Here is a 19771-nt window from a genome sequence, read left to right on the forward strand (position 1 = left end):
TCCCGGGGAGGGAGTCCGGCCACCCGCGTCAGGGCCCGCGCCGGGTGCGTGGGGAGCGCCGTCAGCCGGCGGATCGTCCGGCGCGTCGTACCGCCCGCTCGGCCGCGAAGACGTCCTCCAGGCGGAAGAGCAGGGCCCGGCCGGCCTTGCCGGCCGCGGTGAGGTGGCCGAGCTGGACCCACTTGCGGATGGTGGCCGGCGCGACACCGACCTCCCGGGCCGCGACGGGGCCGGGGACGAGGGTGGGCATGGCGGGGAGGGCGGTCATCGGCGGGCTCCTCGCGGCGCGGACGGGCCGGCGGCGTGGGACGGGACGGCGGCGTGGGACGGGACGGACGGGGGAGCGGACACCGCGGCCTCGAGCTCCGCCGGGTCGCAGCCCGAGGCGTCGGCCAGGACCTTCCACTCGGCCTCCGGCCACACGTGCCGGTAGGCCGGATCGTCGTGGCAGCCGCACGTGGTGTCGGCGCAGCGGCAGGCGGGGTTGACGCAGAGCGCCGTACGGCTGTCCGGCAGGGCCCGCAGGGAGACCGAGTCGCACCACGGGCACCGCCCGGCGACGCGGACCGGGGTCTCGACGTCGCCGAGCGCGCGGGCGCAGCGGCGGGCCATCCGGCGGGTCTCGGCGGTGACGTGACCGGCGAGGTCCTGGTCCTCGCCGATCCTGTCGAGCAGGGCGCCGATCCTGCGCAGCCGCTCGGGCACCCGGGCGCGGCGGGGGCGGGGGAGGCCGAGCCGGGCGTGGACGGCCTCCTCCAGCTCGACCACGCCGTCGGTGATGTCGCGGATGGCGTCCGATACGTGCAGGCGGATCGGGGCGGCGCTGTGACCGGGGGCGGTCACGCCGTGGAGCCGCTGCGTCAGCAGGGCCTCCCGGCGTTCCTCGCGGAGCAGCGCGTCGTGGTGCGGGCCGGACGGCCCGCGGCCCGGTGCCGGGGCGCTCCCGGGCCGGCCGGGAGCGAGCTCCTCGGACAGCTCCGGGAAGTGGCTGAGCAGGGCCGAGATCCAGAGGGCGGCGTCGGAGGAGGGGCGGTCAGCCACGGTTGCTCCCGGTGCGGTGCTGGAGGTGGTCGAGGTCCATGAGGTCGGCCGCGGGGCGGCCGTTGCGCCACAGGCGGCCGGCGCAGACGCCGTCGAACCAGCTCTCGGCCGGGGCCACGGCGGCCTCGCACTCGGCGCGCACGGGGCAGGCGGCGCAGGCCCGCAGGGCGGGTGCGGCGTCCGCCAGGCGGCGGGTGAACACCAGTTCGGGCGCGAGGCCGGCGCAGGCGGCGGCGGCCCGCCAGGCTTCCGGCTCGGGCGGGTCCGGCAGGTCCGGCGGCCGGTACGGGTCGAAGCGGCGGGCGGCTGCCGTGGCCGGGACGGTGGGCGACATGACGGGGCGGACGCTGGTCGCGGTTGCGGGCATGGAGGACTCCTGGGTGCCGATCCTGTGCCGGTCCTGTGCCGACGGGGTCGGAGGAGGGCCACTGTGTCAGGTTGCGTGCGGGCGCGCAACAAAAAGAGCGGAAGTTTCTCACCCCGCCGCGCCCGTGGAGCCTCTTCCGCCTCCATAGCGTGCGTGCACGGCTGCACGCATTTCTTGCGAGCAAGCACGCTATGCTCTGCGCAGGCGGAGGAGTGGGAGTGGGAGGAACGAGGATGGCCAACCAGAGCCTGGACGCCTTCGCGGGCTGGGTCGAGGGGCTGCTGCGGGAGCGCGGCTACGACATCGACAGCCCGCGGGGCGGCGGCAGGACGCGGATCGCGGACGAGGCCGGCGTGCACCGCGCGGCGGTCACCCGCCTGCTGCAGCGGCAGAGCATGCCCGACCTGGAGACGATGCGCGGGCTGGCCCGTGTCCTCGGTGTGCCGGTCCGGGAGATGCTCATCCGCTCCGGCCGGGTCACGCCGGAGGAACTGCCGGTCTCCGCGGACCTGGCGCCGCCGCCGGACTGGCAGCCGACCGTCGAGGACTTCGCCCACTGGCTGGGCGTGCCCGACGAGCGGCTGGAGGTGTTCGTCAAGGTGGTGACCCAGTTCGTGGAACCGGGGCCGGCCGCCGAGACGGCCGGTGCGGACGGCCCCGCCGCGGCCCGGGAGTGACCCGGGCGGCGGACGACGGGGGTGACGTGATCGACGGGGGCGGCGGAGCGAGGGAGCAGGGGCAGGGGCGTTCACCCGATCGGGTGGACGCCCCTACGCGTGCGCCCCCGCGTCGGCCTTGCGGGCCTGCCTCATCGAGGCCATGGCGTCGGTCCAGCCCGCGGCGTAGGCGTGCGACTCGTGGCTCAGGACTTCCTTGTACAGCCGGTCGAGCAGCGCCTCGCGGTGGGGCATGGGGCCGGGCAGGAGGTGCGCGAGGCGGGCGTAGGTGTCGGTCGGCTGCTTCGGGGCGTCACTGGTGCCACTCGCCATGTCTGTCTGCCTGCTTTCCGGTGTGCGCCAACTGGCGGTGCGGGTCCCTCTGGTGTAGTTCGAATGTCTGTTCGAATGAGTGTACGGGCAATCTTGAAGCCATGACGGAGGTTTGTCGAGCGTGGCGCCGCGGACCTGCGAAAACAGACAATGTGCGGTCGGGCACACCGAACTGACCCGATGTCAGGCGCCCCGGCGGGTGCGGCTTCCGGTGCGTCCGGCCGGACGGAGGCCGTGCCGGGTTCGGGCCGTGCGTTCGCACCGCTCTCTCCCGGGCCTCGCGCCGGCGCTCCCGGGCGACCGCGTCGTCCCGCCCGGGCGGCCGCCGCCCCCGCGGCTCCGGTCCTCCCGGCGGGCGCGGCGCGTGCCGGCCGCGGCGGGGCGGACCGCCGTCCGGGGCGGCGGACGGCGGGCGTCCGACGCCCTCGCACGGCCCCGGGGCATTTGTTTTGACCACGGCGTATGCGGTAGGTACGCTCAGACCTTGTGCCTGGGGTGTGCCCTGGTCTTCGTGCGTGCCATCACACCGCACCGGGGGCCGATGAACGGCCACCGCAATCCACACGTTCCTTCCGTCGTGCGGCGGAAGGCCGCGGGATTCGACACACCCGACCGCGTGGGTCGGTGACGTTCCAGGTTAGCTTCACCATTCGGCACACAGAAACCGGAGAAGTAGTGCCTACGATCCAGCAGCTGGTCCGCAAGGGCCGGCAGGACAAGGTCGAGAAGAACAAGACGCCCGCACTCGAGGGTTCCCCTCAGCGTCGTGGCGTCTGCACGCGTGTGTTCACGACCACCCCGAAGAAGCCGAACTCGGCCCTGCGTAAGGTCGCGCGTGTGCGTCTGACCAGCGGCATCGAGGTCACGGCCTACATTCCGGGTGAGGGACACAACCTGCAGGAGCACTCCATCGTGCTCGTGCGCGGCGGCCGTGTGAAGGACCTGCCGGGTGTTCGCTACAAGATCATCCGCGGTTCGCTCGACACCCAGGGTGTCAAGAACCGCAAGCAGGCTCGCAGCCGTTACGGCGCCAAGAAGGAGAAGTAAGAATGCCTCGTAAGGGCCCCGCCCCGAAGCGCCCGGTCATCATCGACCCGGTCTACGGTTCTCCTCTGGTGACCTCCCTGATCAACAAGGTGCTGCTGAACGGCAAGCGCTCCACCGCCGAGCGCATCGTCTACGGCGCCATGGAGGGTCTGCGTGAGAAGACGGGCAACGACCCGATCATCACGCTGAAGCGCGCGCTGGAGAACATCAAGCCGACCCTCGAGGTCAAGTCCCGCCGTGTCGGTGGTGCGACGTACCAGGTCCCGATCGAGGTCAAGCCCGGTCGCGCCAACACGCTCGCGCTGCGCTGGCTGGTCGGTTACTCCCGCGCCCGTCGCGAGAAGACCATGACCGAGCGTCTGCTCAACGAGCTTCTCGACGCCTCCAACGGCCTCGGCGCCGCTGTGAAGAAGCGCGAGGACACGCACAAGATGGCCGAGTCCAACAAGGCCTTCGCGCACTACCGCTGGTAGTCGCTACCCACATCGAGACCGAGAGAAGACTGAAGCCTTATGGCTACCACTTCACTTGACCTGGCCAAGGTCCGCAACATCGGGATCATGGCCCACATCGACGCGGGCAAGACGACCACCACCGAGCGGATCCTGTTCTACACCGGTGTGTCGTACAAGATCGGTGAGGTCCACGACGGCGCCGCCACCATGGACTGGATGGAGCAGGAGCAGGAGCGTGGCATCACGATCACGTCCGCTGCCACCACCTGTCACTGGCCGCTCGAGGACAACGACTACACGATCAACATCATCGACACCCCCGGGCACGTCGACTTCACCGTCGAGGTGGAGCGTTCCCTGCGTGTGCTCGACGGTGCCGTGACCGTGTTCGACGGTGTCGCCGGTGTCGAGCCCCAGTCCGAGACGGTGTGGCGTCAGGCCGACCGTTACGGCGTCCCGCGCATCTGCTTCGTCAACAAGCTGGACCGTACCGGCGCCGACTTCCACCGCTGCGTGGAGATGATCTCGGACCGCCTGGGCGCCCAGCCGCTGGTCATGCAGCTCCCGATCGGTGCCGAGGCCGACTTCAAGGGCGTCGTGGACCTGGTCCGCATGAAGGCCCTGGTCTACTCCGCCGAGGCCGCCAAGGGCGAGATGTACGACGTCCTCGACGTCCCGGCCGAGCTCCAGGGTCCGGCCGAGGAGTGGCGCGGCAAGCTGGTCGAGGCCGTCGCCGAGAACGACGAAGAGATCATGGAGCTGTACCTGGAGGGCCAGGAGCCCACCGAGGAGCAGCTGTACGCCGCGATCCGTCGCATCACCATCGCCTCCGGCAAGTCCAGCGACACCACGGTCACCCCGGTGTTCTGCGGCACCGCGTTCAAGAACAAGGGCGTCCAGCCCCTGCTCGACGCGGTCGTGCGCTACCTGCCGACCCCCCTCGACGTCGAGGCCATCGAGGGCCACGACCCGAAGGACGCCGAGACCGTCGTCAAGCGCAAGCCGTCCGAGGACGAGCCGCTCGCCGCGCTCGCCTTCAAGATCATGAGCGACCCGCACCTCGGCAAGCTCACCTTCGTCCGGGTCTACTCGGGCCGCCTGGAGTCCGGCACCGCCGTGCTGAACTCCGTCAAGGGCAAGAAGGAGCGCATCGGCAAGATCTACCGCATGCACGCCAACAAGCGTGAGGAGATCGAGTCGGTGGGCGCCGGCGACATCGTCGCCGTCATGGGCCTGAAGCAGACCACCACCGGTGAGACGCTGTCCGACGACAAGAACCCGGTCATCCTGGAGTCCATGGACTTCCCGGCGCCGGTCATCCAGGTCGCCATCGAGCCCAAGTCGAAGGGCGACCAGGAGAAGCTGGGCGTCGCGATCCAGCGTCTGGCCGAGGAGGACCCGTCCTTCCAGGTCCACTCGGACGAGGAGACGGGCCAGACCATCATCGGCGGCATGGGCGAGCTGCACCTCGAGGTGCTGGTCGACCGCATGCGCCGTGAGTTCAAGGTCGAGGCCAACGTCGGCAAGCCCCAGGTCGCCTACCGCGAGACGATCCGCAAGGCCGTCGAGCGCGTGGACTACACCCACAAGAAGCAGACCGGTGGTACCGGTCAGTTCGCCAAGGTGCAGATCGCGATCGAGCCGATCGAGGGCGGCGACGCCTCGTACGAGTTCGTGAACAAGGTCACCGGTGGCCGCATCCCGAAGGAGTACATCCCTTCGGTGGACGCCGGTGCGCAGGAGGCCATGCAGTTCGGCATCCTGGCCGGCTACGAGATGACGGGCGTCCGCGTCACGCTCATCGACGGTGGCTACCACGAGGTCGACTCCTCCGAACTCGCGTTCAAGATCGCCGGTTCGCAGGCCTTCAAGGAGGCCGCGCGCAAGGCTTCGCCCGTGCTCCTGGAGCCGATGATGGCCGTCGAGGTCACCACGCCCGAGGACTACATGGGTGAGGTCATCGGCGACATCAACTCCCGCCGTGGCCAGATCCAGGCCATGGAGGAGCGGGCCGGTGCCCGCGTCGTGAAGGGTCTCGTGCCCCTCTCGGAGATGTTCGGCTACGTCGGCGACCTGCGCAGCAAGACGTCCGGCCGTGCCAGCTACTCCATGCAGTTCGACTCCTACGCCGAGGTTCCGCGGAACGTCGCCGAGGAGATCATCGCGAAGGCCAAGGGCGAGTAAGGGACTCCGTTCAACGGACCCCGTTCACACGCTTTAGGCTTGACCCCGGAGCCTGCACGTGGGCATTCCGCCGCCAACCCGGCGGAATGTCCCGGGTCCGGGTTTCCCAGCAAAGATCACCTGGCGCCGATGAGTAAGGCGTACCAGAACCACTCTCAGGAGGACCCCCGTGGCGAAGGCGAAGTTCGAGCGGACTAAGCCGCACGTCAACATCGGCACCATCGGTCACATCGACCACGGTAAGACGACCCTCACGGCCGCCATTACCAAGGTGCTGCACGACGCGTACCCGGACCTGAACGAGGCCTCGGCCTTCGACCAGATCGACAAGGCTCCCGAAGAGCGCCAGCGCGGTATCACCATCTCCATCGCGCACGTCGAGTACCAGACCGAGACGCGTCACTACGCCCACGTCGACTGCCCCGGTCACGCGGACTACATCAAGAACATGATCACGGGTGCGGCGCAGATGGACGGCGCCATCCTCGTGGTCGCCGCCACCGACGGCCCGATGCCGCAGACCAAGGAGCACGTGCTCCTGGCCCGCCAGGTCGGCGTCCCGTACATCGTCGTCGCCCTGAACAAGGCCGACATGGTGGACGACGAGGAGATCCTGGAGCTCGTCGAGCTCGAGGTCCGTGAGCTCCTCTCCGAGTACGAGTTCCCGGGCGACGACCTGCCGGTCGTCAAGGTCTCCGCCCTGAAGGCCCTCGAGGGCGACAAGGAGTGGGGCAACACCGTCCTCGAGCTGATGAAGGCCGTCGACGAGAACATCCCGCAGCCCGAGCGTGACGTCGACAAGCCGTTCCTGATGCCGATCGAGGACGTCTTCACCATCACCGGTCGCGGTACGGTCGTCACCGGCCGCATCGAGCGTGGTGTCCTCAAGGTCAACGAGACCGTCGACATCGTGGGCATCAAGCCGGAGAAGACCACCACCACGGTCACCGGCATCGAGATGTTCCGCAAGCTCCTCGACGAGGGCCAGGCCGGTGAGAACGTCGGTCTGCTGCTCCGCGGCATCAAGCGCGAGGACGTCGAGCGCGGCCAGGTCATCATCAAGCCCGGTTCGGTCACCCCGCACACCGAGTTCGAGGCCCAGGCCTACATCCTGTCGAAGGACGAGGGTGGCCGTCACACCCCCTTCTTCAACAACTACCGCCCGCAGTTCTACTTCCGTACGACGGACGTGACCGGCGTCGTGACCCTCCCCGAGGGCACCGAGATGGTCATGCCGGGTGACAACACCGAGATGAAGGTGGAGCTCATCCAGCCCGTCGCCATGGAGGAGGGCCTGAAGTTCGCCATCCGTGAGGGTGGCCGGACCGTGGGCGCCGGCCAGGTCACCAAGATCAACAAGTGAGCTTGCTGATCTGACCTGGTAGCTCCTGCCGCGAGCACCTGAGAGGGCCCGCACGACTTCGGTCGTGCGGGCCCTTTCGTTCGCGCGGCGCTTCGGGGAGTCAACGCGGCGCCGGTCGGGCCGCCCGGTCGTGTGAACGGTGCCGCATATGTAGGCGGCGTATGCCGTCACGCCCGTAGGTTCGCCGCATGGTCAGCTCATCCCATGAGGCCCTGCACCGGATCTTCCAGGAGGTCCCGGGCCTCTTCGCCCGCGTCGCCAGAAACCTCGGCGCCGCCTTCCCCCCTCCCGTCTCGTCGGTCGAGCTCTCCACCGACCTCACGGAGACCCGGCCGCTGGAGCGCCGGGTGGACACGCTGCTGCGGATGGACACCGAGGAGGGCAGTTTCCTCCTCGCGGTCGAGTCGCAGAGCGAGCCGGACCCGCGCAAGCCCGCGAGCTGGGCGTCCTACCTCTCCTACGCGTACGCCAAGTACCGCGTCCCGCCGGTGCTCCTCGTCGTCTGCGCGGACCGGGGGACGGCCGCGTGGGCGGCCCAGCAGTTCGACATCGGTCCCCGGCAGTGGCCCTCGCTCAGCTTGCGACCCCTTGTGCTGGGGCCCGACGACGTACCGGTGATCGACAGCCCCGACGACGCCGCTCGCGACATCCCGCTCACGGTCCTGTCGGCTGCGCTGCACAGCCGTGACCCGGAGGCCGATGCCATACTGGCTGCGCTGGCAAAGGCACTGAAGGGCTTGTCGGTCCACGACGAGAACACCGCAGTCTTCTTCATCGAGCTCACGGAACAAGGCCTCGGCAAGACGCCGGCCGCGGACATCTGGAGGCACCTCATGGCCGTCGACCTCTCCTTCTTCCAGTCGGAGACCGCCCAGAAGCTTCGGGCCGAGGGGCGCGAGGCGGGCCGTGAGGAAGGCCGTGCGGAAGGTCTGGCCGAGAGCCGGGCGAAGGACATCCTGGTCCTTCTGGGCCATCGAGGTGTCGACGTCACCGCGGCCGACCGGGAGCGCATCGTCGGCTGCGGGGATCCCGACGTCCTGGAGGTCTGGTTCACGCGGGCCATCACCGCCACGTCGGCGGCCGAGGTCTTCGAGGGCGCGGCAGACTGAACCGGCTCAGTGGGGCAGCGCCATGCCGAACGCGTCGCCGTCGCTGCCCGCCGCGAAGCCCAGGTCCCCCTCCGCCAGGGCCTTGGCCGACTCCAGGGTTCCGGGCCTGACCTTGAGGACGGTGACGGTGCCGGCGGCGTTGCCCGGAGCGCCGACCAGCGGTTCCACCCGGCCGTTGCCGTCGGTGTCCAGGGCGCCGACGGTCCAGCCGAAGTGGTCGCCCTCGCCGGCCGTGCCGGGGACTCCGGCCGTCTCCTGGTCGATCCACAGGGCGCCCTTGGTCGTGATGCCGCCGGTCGGGTTGCCGAAGAGGACCATCGAGGCCCCGGCCCCCTTCACCGAGCCGATCGCCTCGCTGCGCATGCCGACCACCAGGTCGTCCACGCCGTCGCCGTCGAAGTCGCCGGCGGCGAGGGACGAGGAGAAGTAGTCCTCCGTCTCGGGTGCGCCGGAGACGCCCGGTGAGTCCTGGTCGAACAGCTTGATGCGGCTGTTGGCCGACAGCCCTTGCGGGCCGCCGTACAGGACCGCCAGCCGGCCCGCGGCGCCCTTGGCGCCGACCTCCTCGTCCGAGACACCGAGGGCGACGTCCGCGTACTCGTCGTCGTCGAAGTGGCCCACGGCCAGCGCGCTCCCCGCGAACTCGCCGATGCCCGTGACGCTGCCTGCGTCGACATAACCGCCGGAGGCCGGGGCGTCCTCGATCGGGCCGTACAGGACGTGCAGGGAGCCGCGGTCCGAACTGCCGGAGATCTGCTCGCCGATCGTGGCGACGACGAGATCGCCGATGCCGTCACCGTTGACGTCCCCGACGGCCATGTTCTCGCCGAAGCGGTCCTCGGACTCCGGGGCACCGGGCACGTCGGCCGTGGACTGGTCGAGCTGGACGGTGTCCGAGGCGTTGAGGCCGCTGGGAGTACCGAACATCAGCTTGACGGTTCCGGAGTTCGGCTTGTCGCCGGCCATGTCGAGGGGCTGCCCGACGGCCAGGTCGCAGTACCCGTCGTCGTTGACGTCCCCGGCGGCCAGCGAGTACGTGAAGACCTCGTCCCAGCCGACGGAGCCCGGGTAGGCGGTGGTGTCCTCGGTGAAGGTCTCGGTCGTCGCGCCGTGGAGGCCGGCGGACTCGCCGTAGTGCACGCTCAGCATGCCGGCGCCCTCGGTCGTGCCGATGGCCTCGAAGGGGGAGGACACGGCCAGGTCGGCGTCGCCGTCCCGGTCGAAGTCGCAACTGGCGACCGCCTGGCCGAAGCCGTCGTCGGCCTCTGCGGCGCCGCCCACCCCGGGGGACTCCTGGTCGATGCGGACGGAGGTGCTCGCCGGTCCCGTCGGGGTGCCGTCGGCGATGACGACCGAGCCGGCCCGTGCGTGCCCGGCCACGGTGTTGTCGGGCAGGCCGACGACCAGGTCCGGTGTGCCGTCCCCGTTGAAGTCGTAGGGCTCGGCCGCGTCCGTCGATCCGGCGGTCAGGACGGTGGCGGTCACGGCCGTCGCGCAGACGAGCAGGGCGGCGGCCGCCTGCCATGCCTTCGGGCGGCGCCTGCGTGCCGTGCGTGCCTTGTCTTCGGCCATGAGCCCTTCACTTCCCTGCGGCCGTGCGGAGGTCGCCCATGGCCGGATTCCGCTGCTGAGATCCCGGTGCGGGGCGGTCGGACCGCTGTGGTGGGTGACCGGTCCGTGTGATGACGCCGCAGGTTATCCCGGTGATCATCTCGAATCGATCACGGTCGGCCGCGCGGTCGACCGGCCGCCCGGATCGTGGCTGAAATGTTTTTCCGCAGGTCAGTGGGGGCAGTAGATCCCCGGGAGGGCCTGTGACCGGCTCGTGAGGGGCGGGCATGTCGAGGAATGTCGTTATATATCCGTTGTCATGGGCACGGTGGAACCGGCGTCTGATCATCTAGCGTGTACGCCGCCCGGGTTCCTCTCCCCGTTCGGTGACGAGTGCGCCCGGTCCCCTGCTTCCGGCCGATCGTCCCCGCGTGCGGGCGATCGGCCTTGTGGTTTCGAGGAGTTCCGTGCCCAGCCGCCCCCGCCTCCGTCCTTTCGTGGGTCTCCGGCGCCGCCGCTCGGGGCGTCCCGCGCGGGCCGTGGCCCTGACGTCCGGCAGCGTGCTGTTGGCACTGGGCGCCGCCCTGCTGCCGCCGCCCGCGCTGACGCCGTTCGTGCGGACCGCTTCGGCCGCGCCCTGGCCCGACGCCGACCCGCCCGAGCAGCGCACCGGTACGGCGGCCGGGCGCAAGCACGAGGTCGGCTCCGGGCGCACGGACGCGAACGGACGCGGCACGGCCGACCCCGCGGACCTGGCGGCTGATCACAACGCCCTGCCGCTCCACGAATCCGGTCCCGGCTTCACCCCCGTCGAGCCGAAGCTCACCGCACCCGCGCTCGAGCCCGTGGTCACAGCCGACGAGGAGCGGGGGAGCACCGGATACGACCCCGGGCACAGCGTCGAGGACACGGGCGAACGCACCGCCACCTCCAAGGAGTTCCGCAACCCCGACGGCACCCGCACCACCCGCGTCTACACCGAGCAGGTGCACTACCGGGACGCGGACGGCGCCTGGCGGGAGATCGACACCTCGCTGGTCCCCGCCGACGACGCCAAGGGCGCCCCGAAGGACGTACGGGCGGACGGCGACCGGCTCGCCGCGGCCGCCGACGACACCGGCCTCACCCTGGCCACCCGCGGCGACGACCCGGCCCTGGCCACGCTGAAGGTCGACGGCGGCCGCCACGAGGTCGGCTTCGGCCTGTCCGGGGCCACCGGCACCACGGCCGAGGTGCGGGACGACGCCGCGCACTACGAGGACGTGCGCCCTGACTCCGACATCGTCCTGGAGGCCGCGCACGGCGCCGTCAAGGAGACCATCGTCCTCAACTCGCCGGACGCACCCCGCGCCTGGACCTTCCCGCTCCACCTCGACGGTCTCACCCCGTCGCTCGACGCACACGGCGCCGTCCTGCTGAAGGACGCGCAGGGCCAGGCCCAGGCCGTCATCCCCAAGGGGTGGATGGAGGACTCCGCCCACGACCCGGAGACCGGCGGCCCCGCCCTGTCGGGCGACGTCGACTACCGGCTGGTGGAGAGCGACGGACGCTGGTCGCTGGAGGTCCTGCTCGACGAGGCCTGGCTGGACTCGCCCGACCGGGTCTACCCCGTGCGCGTCGACCCCAGCGTCGACGACATCGACGACAACGGCGACTCCTTCGTCCAGGACACCTGGCCCGACAGCAACTTCGCCGGCGACGACGAACTGAAGGTCGGCAGCTACGACGCCGGCACCAACCGGGCCATCAGCTACCTGAAGTTCGACAACGTCACCAGCAGACTGGACAACCGCTACATCCTCAACGCCGACCTCGGCCTCTACAACGTCTGGTCCTCCAGCTGCACCGCCCAGAAGATGACCGTCCACCAGGTCACCGGCTCCTGGAGCTCCACGACGGTCACCTGGAACAACCGCCCCCCGAGCTTCGACGACCTGATCGCCTCCGCCTCCTTCGCGTACGGCGAGAACTGCGGCGGCTCCAAGTGGCGCGTCCTCGACCTGGGGCGCAAGGGCGTCGACCTGGTCCAGGGCTGGGTCGACGGGTCGAAGACCAACCACGGCCTCGCCCTGTGGGCCGACTTCGACACCTCCGGTCCCTGGAAGCGGTTCGGCAGCGCCAACTCCGCCAACAAGCCGTACCTGGCCGTCACCCACAGCGCCTGGGGCGCGAAGTACACCGTCGGCTCCCAGACCGCCCCGCTCACCGGCGGCCAGAGCGGTGAGATCGACGTCAACGTCAAGAACCTCGGCGACTTCACCTGGGAGCCGCTCGGCTGGAACGAGGTCCGCCTCGGCGCCCGGGTCCGCGACTACGACACGGGCGCGCTCCAGGGCCAGGTCGCCTTCACCCGCCTCAACGAGCGCCTCACGCCCGGCGACGACACCACGCTCAGCGCCCGGATACCCCCGCTGCCGCCGGGCAAGTACAAGGTCAACTTCGATCTGCAACGGCTGCGGGACCAGAAGTGGTTCTCCAGCGAGGACGTTCCGGTCGTCACGGTCACCGTCACCTCCCAGGACGTCGGCCCGCGCGTCACGGCCGTGTACCCGGACCCGGGCGGCCAGGTCGGCAGCCTGACCCCGGCGCTGTTCATGGACACGGAGAGCATCGACCACTACCCCTCCGGGGCGAAGATCGAGCACTGGTTCGAGATCTGTGCGGGTACGCCCGAAGCGCCCGTGAACTGTGCGAACTCGGGCTGGCTGACCAAGCGCACCTGGAACGTGCCCACGGGGAAGCTCACCTGGGGCAAGCAGTACCTGTGGCGCGTCAAGGCCCGCGAGAACGGCCTGCCGACCCCGCTCAGCCCCTTCCACTCGGTCACCACGGCCGTCGAGCAGCCCGCGATCACCTCCCACCTGGGCAGCCAGGGCCTGGGAGCCGACGGCCGTGAGGTCGACCCCGGCATCGGCAACTACACCACCACCGACACCGACGCGACGGTGGCCACGGCCGGTCCAGGCCTGACCGTCACCCGCACCTACAACAGCCGCGACCCGCGCTCCGACAACGCCTTCGGCGCCGGCTGGTCCACCCGCTACGACATGCGGATCACGCCGGACGGCGACGGAACCGGCAACGTCGTCGCCACGCTGCCCGAGGGCCGCCAGGTCCGCTTCGGCAAGAACCCCGACGGCAGCTACGCGCCCCCGTACGGCAGCTTCTCCACCCTGACCGCCGTCAGCGGCGGCGGCTGGAAGCTGACCGACAAGGAGCAGACCACCTACGTCTTCGACGCGGACGGCCGGCTGACCGGGGTCACCGACTACCGCGACCGCACCCAGACCCTCACGTACGACACGGCCGGCGAGCTGACCGAGGTCACCGCCACCGGTGGCCGCACCCTGCACCTGACCTGGTCCGGCGGCCACGTCGCGACGGTCAGCACCGACCCGCCGAAGGCCGGCGCCTCCCCGCTGACCTGGACGTACACCTACTCCGGCGACCGGCTCACCCTGGTCTGCGGCCCCGAGGACGAGCTCGGAGCCTGCACCGCCTACGGCTACGGCGACGGCTCCCACCACCGCACGGTGGTGCACGACGCGGGCCCGTTCTCCTACTGGCGCCTGGACGAGAAGGAGGGCGCGACCGACGCGGCCGACGACCTTCCGCTGAGCCGCGAGGAGCACGCGGGCACCTACCGTGACGTCCGGCTAGGCACCCCCGGCGCACTCGCGGGCAGCCCCGACACGGCGGCCACGTTCAACGGCACCACGTCCTACGTGCAGCTGCCGGACCAGCTGGTCACCGACACCCCGTACCTGACCGCCGAGCTGTGGTTCCGCACCACCGGCAGCGGTGTCCTCCTCAGCTACCAGGACCACACCCTGGAGGAGGCCACCACCGGCACGTACACCCCGGCCCTGTACGTCGGCACCGACGGCAAGCTGCGCGGCGAGTTCTGGAACGGCACCGACGCGCCCATCACCTCCGCCGCCGCCGTCAACGACGGCACCTGGCACCACGCGGCGCTGACCGCCGCCGGCAACACCCAGACGCTGTACCTGGACGGCAGGAAGGCCGGCAGTCTCAGCGGCGAGATCACCCAGTACGACCAGCGCTTCGTCTACCTCGGCGCCGGCTACTGGAGCGACTGGCCCGCCACCGCCGGCACCGTCGGCCACTTCGCCGGCGACATCGACGAGGCCGCGGTCTACTCCCGCCCCCTCGGCGCCCGCACCGTCGCCGAGCACCACGCCTCCGCACAGGTCGCCCAGCAGCTCACCGAGGTGACCCGGGCGAGCGGCCGGGTGCACGCCGAGGTCGCCTACGACACCGTGCACGACCGCGTGTCGTCCTACACGGACGCCAACGGCGGCACGTACCGCCTGTCCGGCCTGGAGGTCACCGGCACCGAGGACCAGCCCGCCACCGACGACCGGCAGGCCGTCGACGGGACCCCGACCCTCACGGTCACCGTCACCGACCCCGACGACCGCACGTCCGGCTACACCTACGACCCGCTGCAGGGCAACCGGCTGACCGCCCAGACCGACACGGCCGGCCACACCGCGCGCTTCGCCTACGACACCGGCGGCTACCTCGCGGCCACCACCGGCCCCGACGGTTCCGTCACCCGGTTCGGCAACGACGAGCGCGGCAACCGCGTCTCGCAGACCACGTGCCGGAAGACCGGCGACGAGGACACCTGCCACACCTCGTACTCGAGCTACTTCCACAACCCCGAAGACCCGCTCGACCCGCGCAACGACCAGCTCACCGCCGTACGCGACGCCCGCTCGGCGAGCGCGACCGACGACACCTACAAGACGTCGTACGGCTACGACGCCTCCGGGGACCGGACCTCGACCACCACCCCGGCCGGCACCGAGTCCTTCACCTTCACCGACGGCACCGAGCCCGCCGCCGGCGGCGGCACGACCCCGGCCGGCCTGCTCGCCACCAGCACCGACGCGCGCGGCGCGGTCACCCGGCGCCAGTACACGGCGGCCGGCGACCTGGCGAAGGTCACCGACCCCAAGGGCGTCGTCACCGAGTACGCCTACGACGCGCTCGGCCGCGAGACCGGCAGCACGGTGATCTCCGACGCGTACCCCGACGGCGTCACGACGACCACCACGTACGACGGCGAGTCCCGCCCGCTGACGGTCACCGGCCCGGTCACCACGAACCAGGTCACGGACACCGACCACCGGGCGCGCACGACGTACACGTACGACGGTGACGGCAGGGTGCTGACGGAGACCGTCGCCGACCTCCTCGGCGAAGACGCCGCCCGCACCACCGAGCGCGCCTACGACGCCCACGGCCGCCTGGCCTCGCTCACCGACCCGGAGGGCGGCGAGGAGACCTACGCGTACGACGCCTACGGCCGCCAGACCAGCCGCACCCTGCCGGGCGACCGGACGTTCCGGTACACGTACACGGCGACGGGCTCCCTCGCGACGGTCACGCTGGCCGGCTTCACGGGCGACCCCAACGCCCCTTCCGCCGCCCGTGACGTCGTCCTGGACTCCTACGCGTACGACCCGGCCGGCCGGCCGGCCGAGCACACCGACGCGATGGGCCGCACCACGCGCTTCACCTACTACGACGACGGCCTCCAGGCCCGGGAGATCCTGGTCGGCTTCCACGACCCGGACGGATCCACCCGCGACCTGGTGCTGAGCGACCGGACGTACGACGCCGCCGGCCACCTGGTCCGCGAGACCACCGGCAACGGCAAGGTCACCACCGCCTACGAGGTGGACGCCGCCGGACGCACCACGGCCGAGGTCCTCGACCCCTCCGGCCTGGCCCGCCGCACCGCCTACACCTACGACGCGGGCGGCGCGGTGCGCACCGCCACCCTCACCGGCACCGGCGGCACCCGCGCCGAGAAGGTCACCTACGAGCGGAACGCCACCGGTGACCTGATCAAGGAGACGGTGGAGAACGGCACCGCCGACCTGGTCACGACCTACGAGGTCGACGACCGGGGCCTGGTGGTCGCCGAGACCTCTCCGCGCGGCAACGCCACCGGCGCCGACCCGGCCGCGCACACCACGCGGCACACCTACGACGCCCTCGGCCGCCCGGTCGTCACGCGCGGCGCCCCGGTGACCGCCGAGACCCGGCAGTCCCCGGCGGCGACCGTCCGCCCGACCACCACCGTCGGCTACAACGCCTTCGGCGAGACGACCGACGTGCGCGACCCGAACGGCCGCGTCACGCACACCGCGTACGACCGCGCGGGCCGCGCGACGAGCACGACCCTGCCCGCCTACACCCCGCCCGGCGCCACGGACCCGCTGCCCGGCGAGGTCACCAGCGCCTACGACGCGGCGGGCAACCTGGTGAGCGAGACCGACGCCCTCGGCCGGACCACGTCCTACGCCTACGACCAGCTCGGCAACCTGTCGAAGGTGACCCTGCCGGCCCCCGGGGACGGCGCCGCCACCCCGGTGTCGACGTTCACCTACGACCTGCTGGGCGAGCAGCTGTCGGCCACCGGCCCGACCGGCGCCCGCACCGAGGCCACGTACGACGACCTCGGCCGCCAGGCCACGTCCACGGTCGTCGAACGGCGCCCGGCACCGGGCGCGTTCACCACGACGTACACCTACGACGACGCCGGCAACCTGCGCTCGACGAAGAGCCCGACGGGCCTGACCGCCTCCGGCTCGTACAACGCGGCGGGCGACCCGCTCACCGCCACGGACACCGCGGGCGGCGTCACGGCCTACACCTACGGCCCCACGGGCCTGCCCGCGACGGTGACGACCCCGCAGGGCCGCACCACCCGCACCGCCTACGACCTGGCGGGCCGCGCCACCGAGGTCCGGGACGAGAACGGCGCGGGCACGGTCCTGCGCACCACGTCCTCCTCCTACGACGAGGCCGGCAACCCGGTCACGGTCACGGACGCGCTCGGCCACTCCGTCCGGCAGACGTTCGACGCGCTGGGCCGGCTGACGAAGCTGGTCGAGCCGGTGGACGCGGACACGTCGATCACGACCACGTACGGCTACGACGCGGCGGGCAACCGCACGCGCCTGACCGACGGCAGGGGCAACACCACCTGGTACGACTTCACCAGCCGCGGCGCCCTGGAGTCGGTGGTGGAGCCCTCCACCCAGGCCCACCCGGACGCGGCGGACCGCACCTGGACGACGGTGTACGACGCGGCCGGGCTCCCGGTGCGGGAGCTCCAGCCGGGCGGGGTGGCGGTCGAGCGCGCCTTCGACGCGCTGGGCCGTCTCACCCGGGCCACCGGCTCGGGCGCGGAGGCCGCGACCACGCCGGACGCCTTCGGCTACGACGCGCTGGGCCGGCTCACCTCGGCGAGCGCGCCAGGCGGCACCAACACCTACACCTACGACGACCGCGGCAACCTGCTGTCGGCCGACGGCCCGTCCGGCACGGCGTCCTTCGCCTACGACACGGAGGGCCGCCTCACCGCCCGCACGGACGAGGCGGGACAGGCCACCTTCGGCTACGACGGCGCGGGCCGCCTGAGGACGGCGGCCGATCCGCTGACGAAGGCGGCGCAGACGTACGGCTACGACACGGCCTCCCGCCTGACGTCGGTGGCGTACGGCGGCACCGGCGCGACGCGCGCGCTGGGCTACGACGTCCTGGACCGTCCCACCTCGGACACCCTGAAGGCACCGGGCGGCACGACGACGGCCTCGGTCGCGTACGGCTACGACGACGCCTCCCGCCTGGTCGAGAAGACGACGACCGGCACGGCGGGCGCGGGCACCCAGTCCTACGGCTACGACTGGGCGGGCCGGCTGACCAGCTGGACCGGCGTCGGCGGCACGGTCACCGACTACACCTGGGACGCGGCGGGCAACCGCACGTCCGCCGGCGACACGACGGCGACGTACGACGCGCGCAACCGCCTGCTGTCGGCCGGGGACGCGACGTACACGTACGCGGCGCGCGGCAACCGCACCGGCAGCGGCGACGCGGGCGGAAGCCACTCCTTCGCCTTCGACGCGCTGGGCCGGATGGTCTCGGCGGACGGCACGGCGTACGGGTACGACGCGCTCGGCCGCCTGGTGCGGCAGGGCGACGACACGCTGGCGTACGCGGACCAGTCCAACAACCCGGTCGCCACGGCCGCCGGCCTGGTCTTCCGCGACCCGTCGGGCGAGGCCCTGTCCTCGGCCGGGGCGGACGGCACGAACGCGGCCGCGCTCCTGTCGGACGTGCACGGCGACGTCATCGGGGCCTTCACGGCGGCCACGGGCGCCGTGGCCGGCTCGACGGGCTACTCGCCCTTCGGCGAGGTGACGGCGGCCTCGGGCAGCACCGGCCCGCTGGGCTACCAGGGCGAGTACACCGACCCGGACACCGGCCAGGTCAACATGCACGCCCGCTGGTACGACCCGGCCACGGGCGGCTTCTCCGCCCGGGACTCCTGGACCCTGAACCCGCTCCCGTCGATCAACGCGAACCGGTACGGGTACGGCAACGGCAGCCCGCTGCTGAACACCGACCCCAGCGGACACGACAACTGCCTCTGGGGCGTGTGCATCCCCACGCGGTACATCGAGGACGGCATCAACCAGCTGGAGCGCTACGCCAACTCGGCGGGCAACGCCGCCAAGTCCGGCGTCCGCTGGGTCGTCAAGAACCCCGGCAAGGTGTTGCGCTTCGGCGGGAAGAAGGCCCTCGGGCCGATCGGCTGGGCCTGGGACGCGTACGACCTGTACCGGAGCCTGACCGACAAGCCGAAGACCCACCTGGGCACGGTCCACCACTACAACGACTACTCCACCGGCCCGTACCGCGGAGGTGTCGTCAGCCCGGCCCGGCAGGGCCAGGGCAAGAGCTACCTCGTGCGCACCGGCTACTGGTCGGGCGGCGGAGGCGGCGGTACGGGCGGCGGTACGGGCGCCGGCCCGTGCGGCTACGCCTGTGCCGACTTCGGCCCCCCGCCGCCCCCGCCCCCGTGGGCGGAGATGATCGCGGACGCGCTGCGCAAGGAAGCCGCACGGCCGGTCTCGAGCACCTCGACGGACAAGGCGCACAGGAAGTTCGTCGACGACTCCCTCACCCGGGCACGGAAGGACCTGAAGCTCACGGACGAGCAGATCCGCGAGTACTTCAAACTGTTCCCCCGTCTGGCGGAGGGGAAGTCCTACAAGGCGGAATTCGCGCGGTTCGTCAAGAACTGGGACGACCAGCAGAAGAACTGCACGTCCGGAAAGCGCAGTTGGATCTACTACCACCCGCGCGACGAATTGGACCGGGCCACGGGCGCGGTCGGCTGTCTCCAGCGCGACGCCATCAAGCTGACGGGACGTGGTGCCGCAGCCGATGACAAGGACACCGACATCGTGGGCAGTGACACCGTCCGGAACGGCAAGTACAACCCTCCGGGCTACAAGAGGGGGCTTGCCCGGGGCCATCTGATCGGACGTCAGCTCGGCGGCAGCGGAAAGGAACTGCGGAATCTGGTCCCGCAGTACACGATTCCCAACTCCGTGATCCAGAAGCAGTTCGAGGACGGGATCGCCAAGCACATCGCCGGCGGTGAGCGGATCTACTACCTGGCCGTTCCGCAGTACGACGGTTCGGAGCTGGTCCCGTACCAGACGACCCTGATCGCGATAGGCAACAAGGGGACGAGCGAAATGAAGGTGGTGAAGAACACGCCCACGGGCCGGTAGTGGGCCGGGGCGGCCCCCGGCCCGCGCCGGCTTCGCGCA

The 19771-nt window shown here is 71.3% G+C and carries 12 protein-coding genes; 7 read left to right on the forward strand and 5 right to left on the reverse strand.

What is annotated here, in order from left to right; all coding sequences use genetic code 11:
- Positions 1–61: 61 nt before the first annotated feature.
- The 3 genes from ACZ8ZB_RS20150 to ACZ8ZB_RS20160 are packed head-to-tail and all read right to left on the reverse strand — an operon-like array spanning position 62 to position 1408.
- Complete coding sequence (locus ACZ8ZB_RS20150; protein WP_470739080.1) at positions 62–268, reverse strand: hypothetical protein; 207 nt, start codon at positions 266–268, stop codon at positions 62–64.
- The gene (locus ACZ8ZB_RS20155) at positions 265–1041 is read right to left on the reverse strand and encodes a hypothetical protein (protein WP_470739081.1); all 777 of its coding nucleotides are present in this window, start codon (positions 1039–1041) and stop codon (positions 265–267) included. The genes ACZ8ZB_RS20150 and ACZ8ZB_RS20155 overlap by 4 nt, the downstream gene beginning before the upstream one ends.
- A complete protein-coding gene (locus tag ACZ8ZB_RS20160; RefSeq protein WP_470739082.1) occupies positions 1034–1408 on the reverse strand; it encodes a WhiB family transcriptional regulator in 375 nt (124 codons plus the stop codon). The genes ACZ8ZB_RS20155 and ACZ8ZB_RS20160 overlap by 8 nt, the downstream gene beginning before the upstream one ends.
- 233 nt (positions 1409–1641) lie before the next feature.
- Between ACZ8ZB_RS20160 and ACZ8ZB_RS20165 the strand changes: the two genes are divergently transcribed.
- On the forward strand, positions 1642–2085 hold the full coding sequence (locus ACZ8ZB_RS20165) for a helix-turn-helix domain-containing protein (protein WP_470739083.1): 444 nt from the start codon (positions 1642–1644) through the stop codon (positions 2083–2085).
- 93 nt (positions 2086–2178) lie between these two features.
- Here the strand turns inward: ACZ8ZB_RS20165 and ACZ8ZB_RS20170 are convergent, their stop codons facing one another.
- The gene (locus ACZ8ZB_RS20170; protein ID WP_470739084.1) at positions 2179–2397 is read right to left on the reverse strand and encodes a hypothetical protein; all 219 of its coding nucleotides are present in this window, start codon (positions 2395–2397) and stop codon (positions 2179–2181) included.
- A gap of 675 nt (positions 2398–3072) precedes the next feature.
- Here ACZ8ZB_RS20170 and rpsL point away from each other — a divergent pair.
- The 5 genes from rpsL (at position 3073) to ACZ8ZB_RS20195 (ending at position 8555) form a co-directional block, all read left to right on the forward strand.
- Positions 3073–3444, forward strand: coding sequence for a 30S ribosomal protein S12 (gene rpsL / locus ACZ8ZB_RS20175; protein WP_003948652.1), 372 nt, complete (start codon positions 3073–3075; stop codon positions 3442–3444).
- A 2-nt stretch (positions 3445–3446) separates the two neighbouring features.
- Entirely contained in the window at positions 3447–3917 is a 471-nt protein-coding gene (rpsG, locus tag ACZ8ZB_RS20180; protein ID WP_003992340.1) for a 30S ribosomal protein S7, read from the forward strand.
- Positions 3918–3956: 39 nt separating this feature from the next.
- Positions 3957–6083: an elongation factor G gene (fusA, locus tag ACZ8ZB_RS20185; protein ID WP_470739085.1), complete on the forward strand. Its 2127-nt coding sequence runs from the start codon at positions 3957–3959 to the stop codon at positions 6081–6083.
- A gap of 169 nt (positions 6084–6252) precedes the next feature.
- Positions 6253–7446, forward strand: coding sequence for an elongation factor Tu (gene tuf, locus ACZ8ZB_RS20190; protein ID WP_217128206.1), 1194 nt, complete (start codon positions 6253–6255; stop codon positions 7444–7446).
- Positions 7447–7634: 188 nt separating this feature from the next.
- A complete protein-coding gene (locus ACZ8ZB_RS20195; RefSeq protein ID WP_470739086.1) occupies positions 7635–8555 on the forward strand; it encodes an RpnC/YadD family protein in 921 nt (306 codons plus the stop codon).
- Positions 8556–8561: 6 nt separating this feature from the next.
- Here the strand turns inward: ACZ8ZB_RS20195 and ACZ8ZB_RS20200 are convergent, their stop codons facing one another.
- On the reverse strand, positions 8562–10127 hold the full coding sequence (locus ACZ8ZB_RS20200) for an FG-GAP repeat domain-containing protein (protein WP_470739087.1): 1566 nt from the start codon (positions 10125–10127) through the stop codon (positions 8562–8564).
- Positions 10128–10645: 518 nt separating this feature from the next.
- Here ACZ8ZB_RS20200 and ACZ8ZB_RS20205 point away from each other — a divergent pair.
- On the forward strand, positions 10646–19732 hold the full coding sequence (locus tag ACZ8ZB_RS20205; protein WP_470739088.1) for a DNRLRE domain-containing protein: 9087 nt from the start codon (positions 10646–10648) through the stop codon (positions 19730–19732).
- Positions 19733–19771: the final 39 nt, after the last annotated feature.

Source organism: Streptomyces sp. 12E (assembly GCF_055633275.1).

Excerpts from the sequence above, each read along its gene's own strand:
- ACZ8ZB_RS20150 (WP_470739080.1), bottom strand. The coding sequence starts at position 268 with ATGACCGCCCTCCCCGCCATGCCCACCCTCGTCCCCGGCCCCGTCGCG.
- ACZ8ZB_RS20170 (WP_470739084.1), bottom strand. The coding sequence starts at position 2,397 with ATGGCGAGTGGCACCAGTGACGCCCCGAAGCAGCCGACCGACACCTAC.
- ACZ8ZB_RS20200 (WP_470739087.1), bottom strand. The coding sequence starts at position 10,127 with ATGGCCGAAGACAAGGCACGCACGGCACGCAGGCGCCGCCCGAAGGCA.
- fusA (WP_470739085.1), top strand. The coding sequence starts at position 3,957 with ATGGCTACCACTTCACTTGACCTGGCCAAGGTCCGCAACATCGGGATC.
- ACZ8ZB_RS20165 (WP_470739083.1), top strand. The coding sequence starts at position 1,642 with ATGGCCAACCAGAGCCTGGACGCCTTCGCGGGCTGGGTCGAGGGGCTG.
- ACZ8ZB_RS20195 (WP_470739086.1), top strand. The coding sequence starts at position 7,635 with ATGGTCAGCTCATCCCATGAGGCCCTGCACCGGATCTTCCAGGAGGTC.
- ACZ8ZB_RS20160 (WP_470739082.1), bottom strand. The coding sequence starts at position 1,408 with ATGCCCGCAACCGCGACCAGCGTCCGCCCCGTCATGTCGCCCACCGTC.
- rpsG (WP_003992340.1), top strand. The coding sequence starts at position 3,447 with ATGCCTCGTAAGGGCCCCGCCCCGAAGCGCCCGGTCATCATCGACCCG.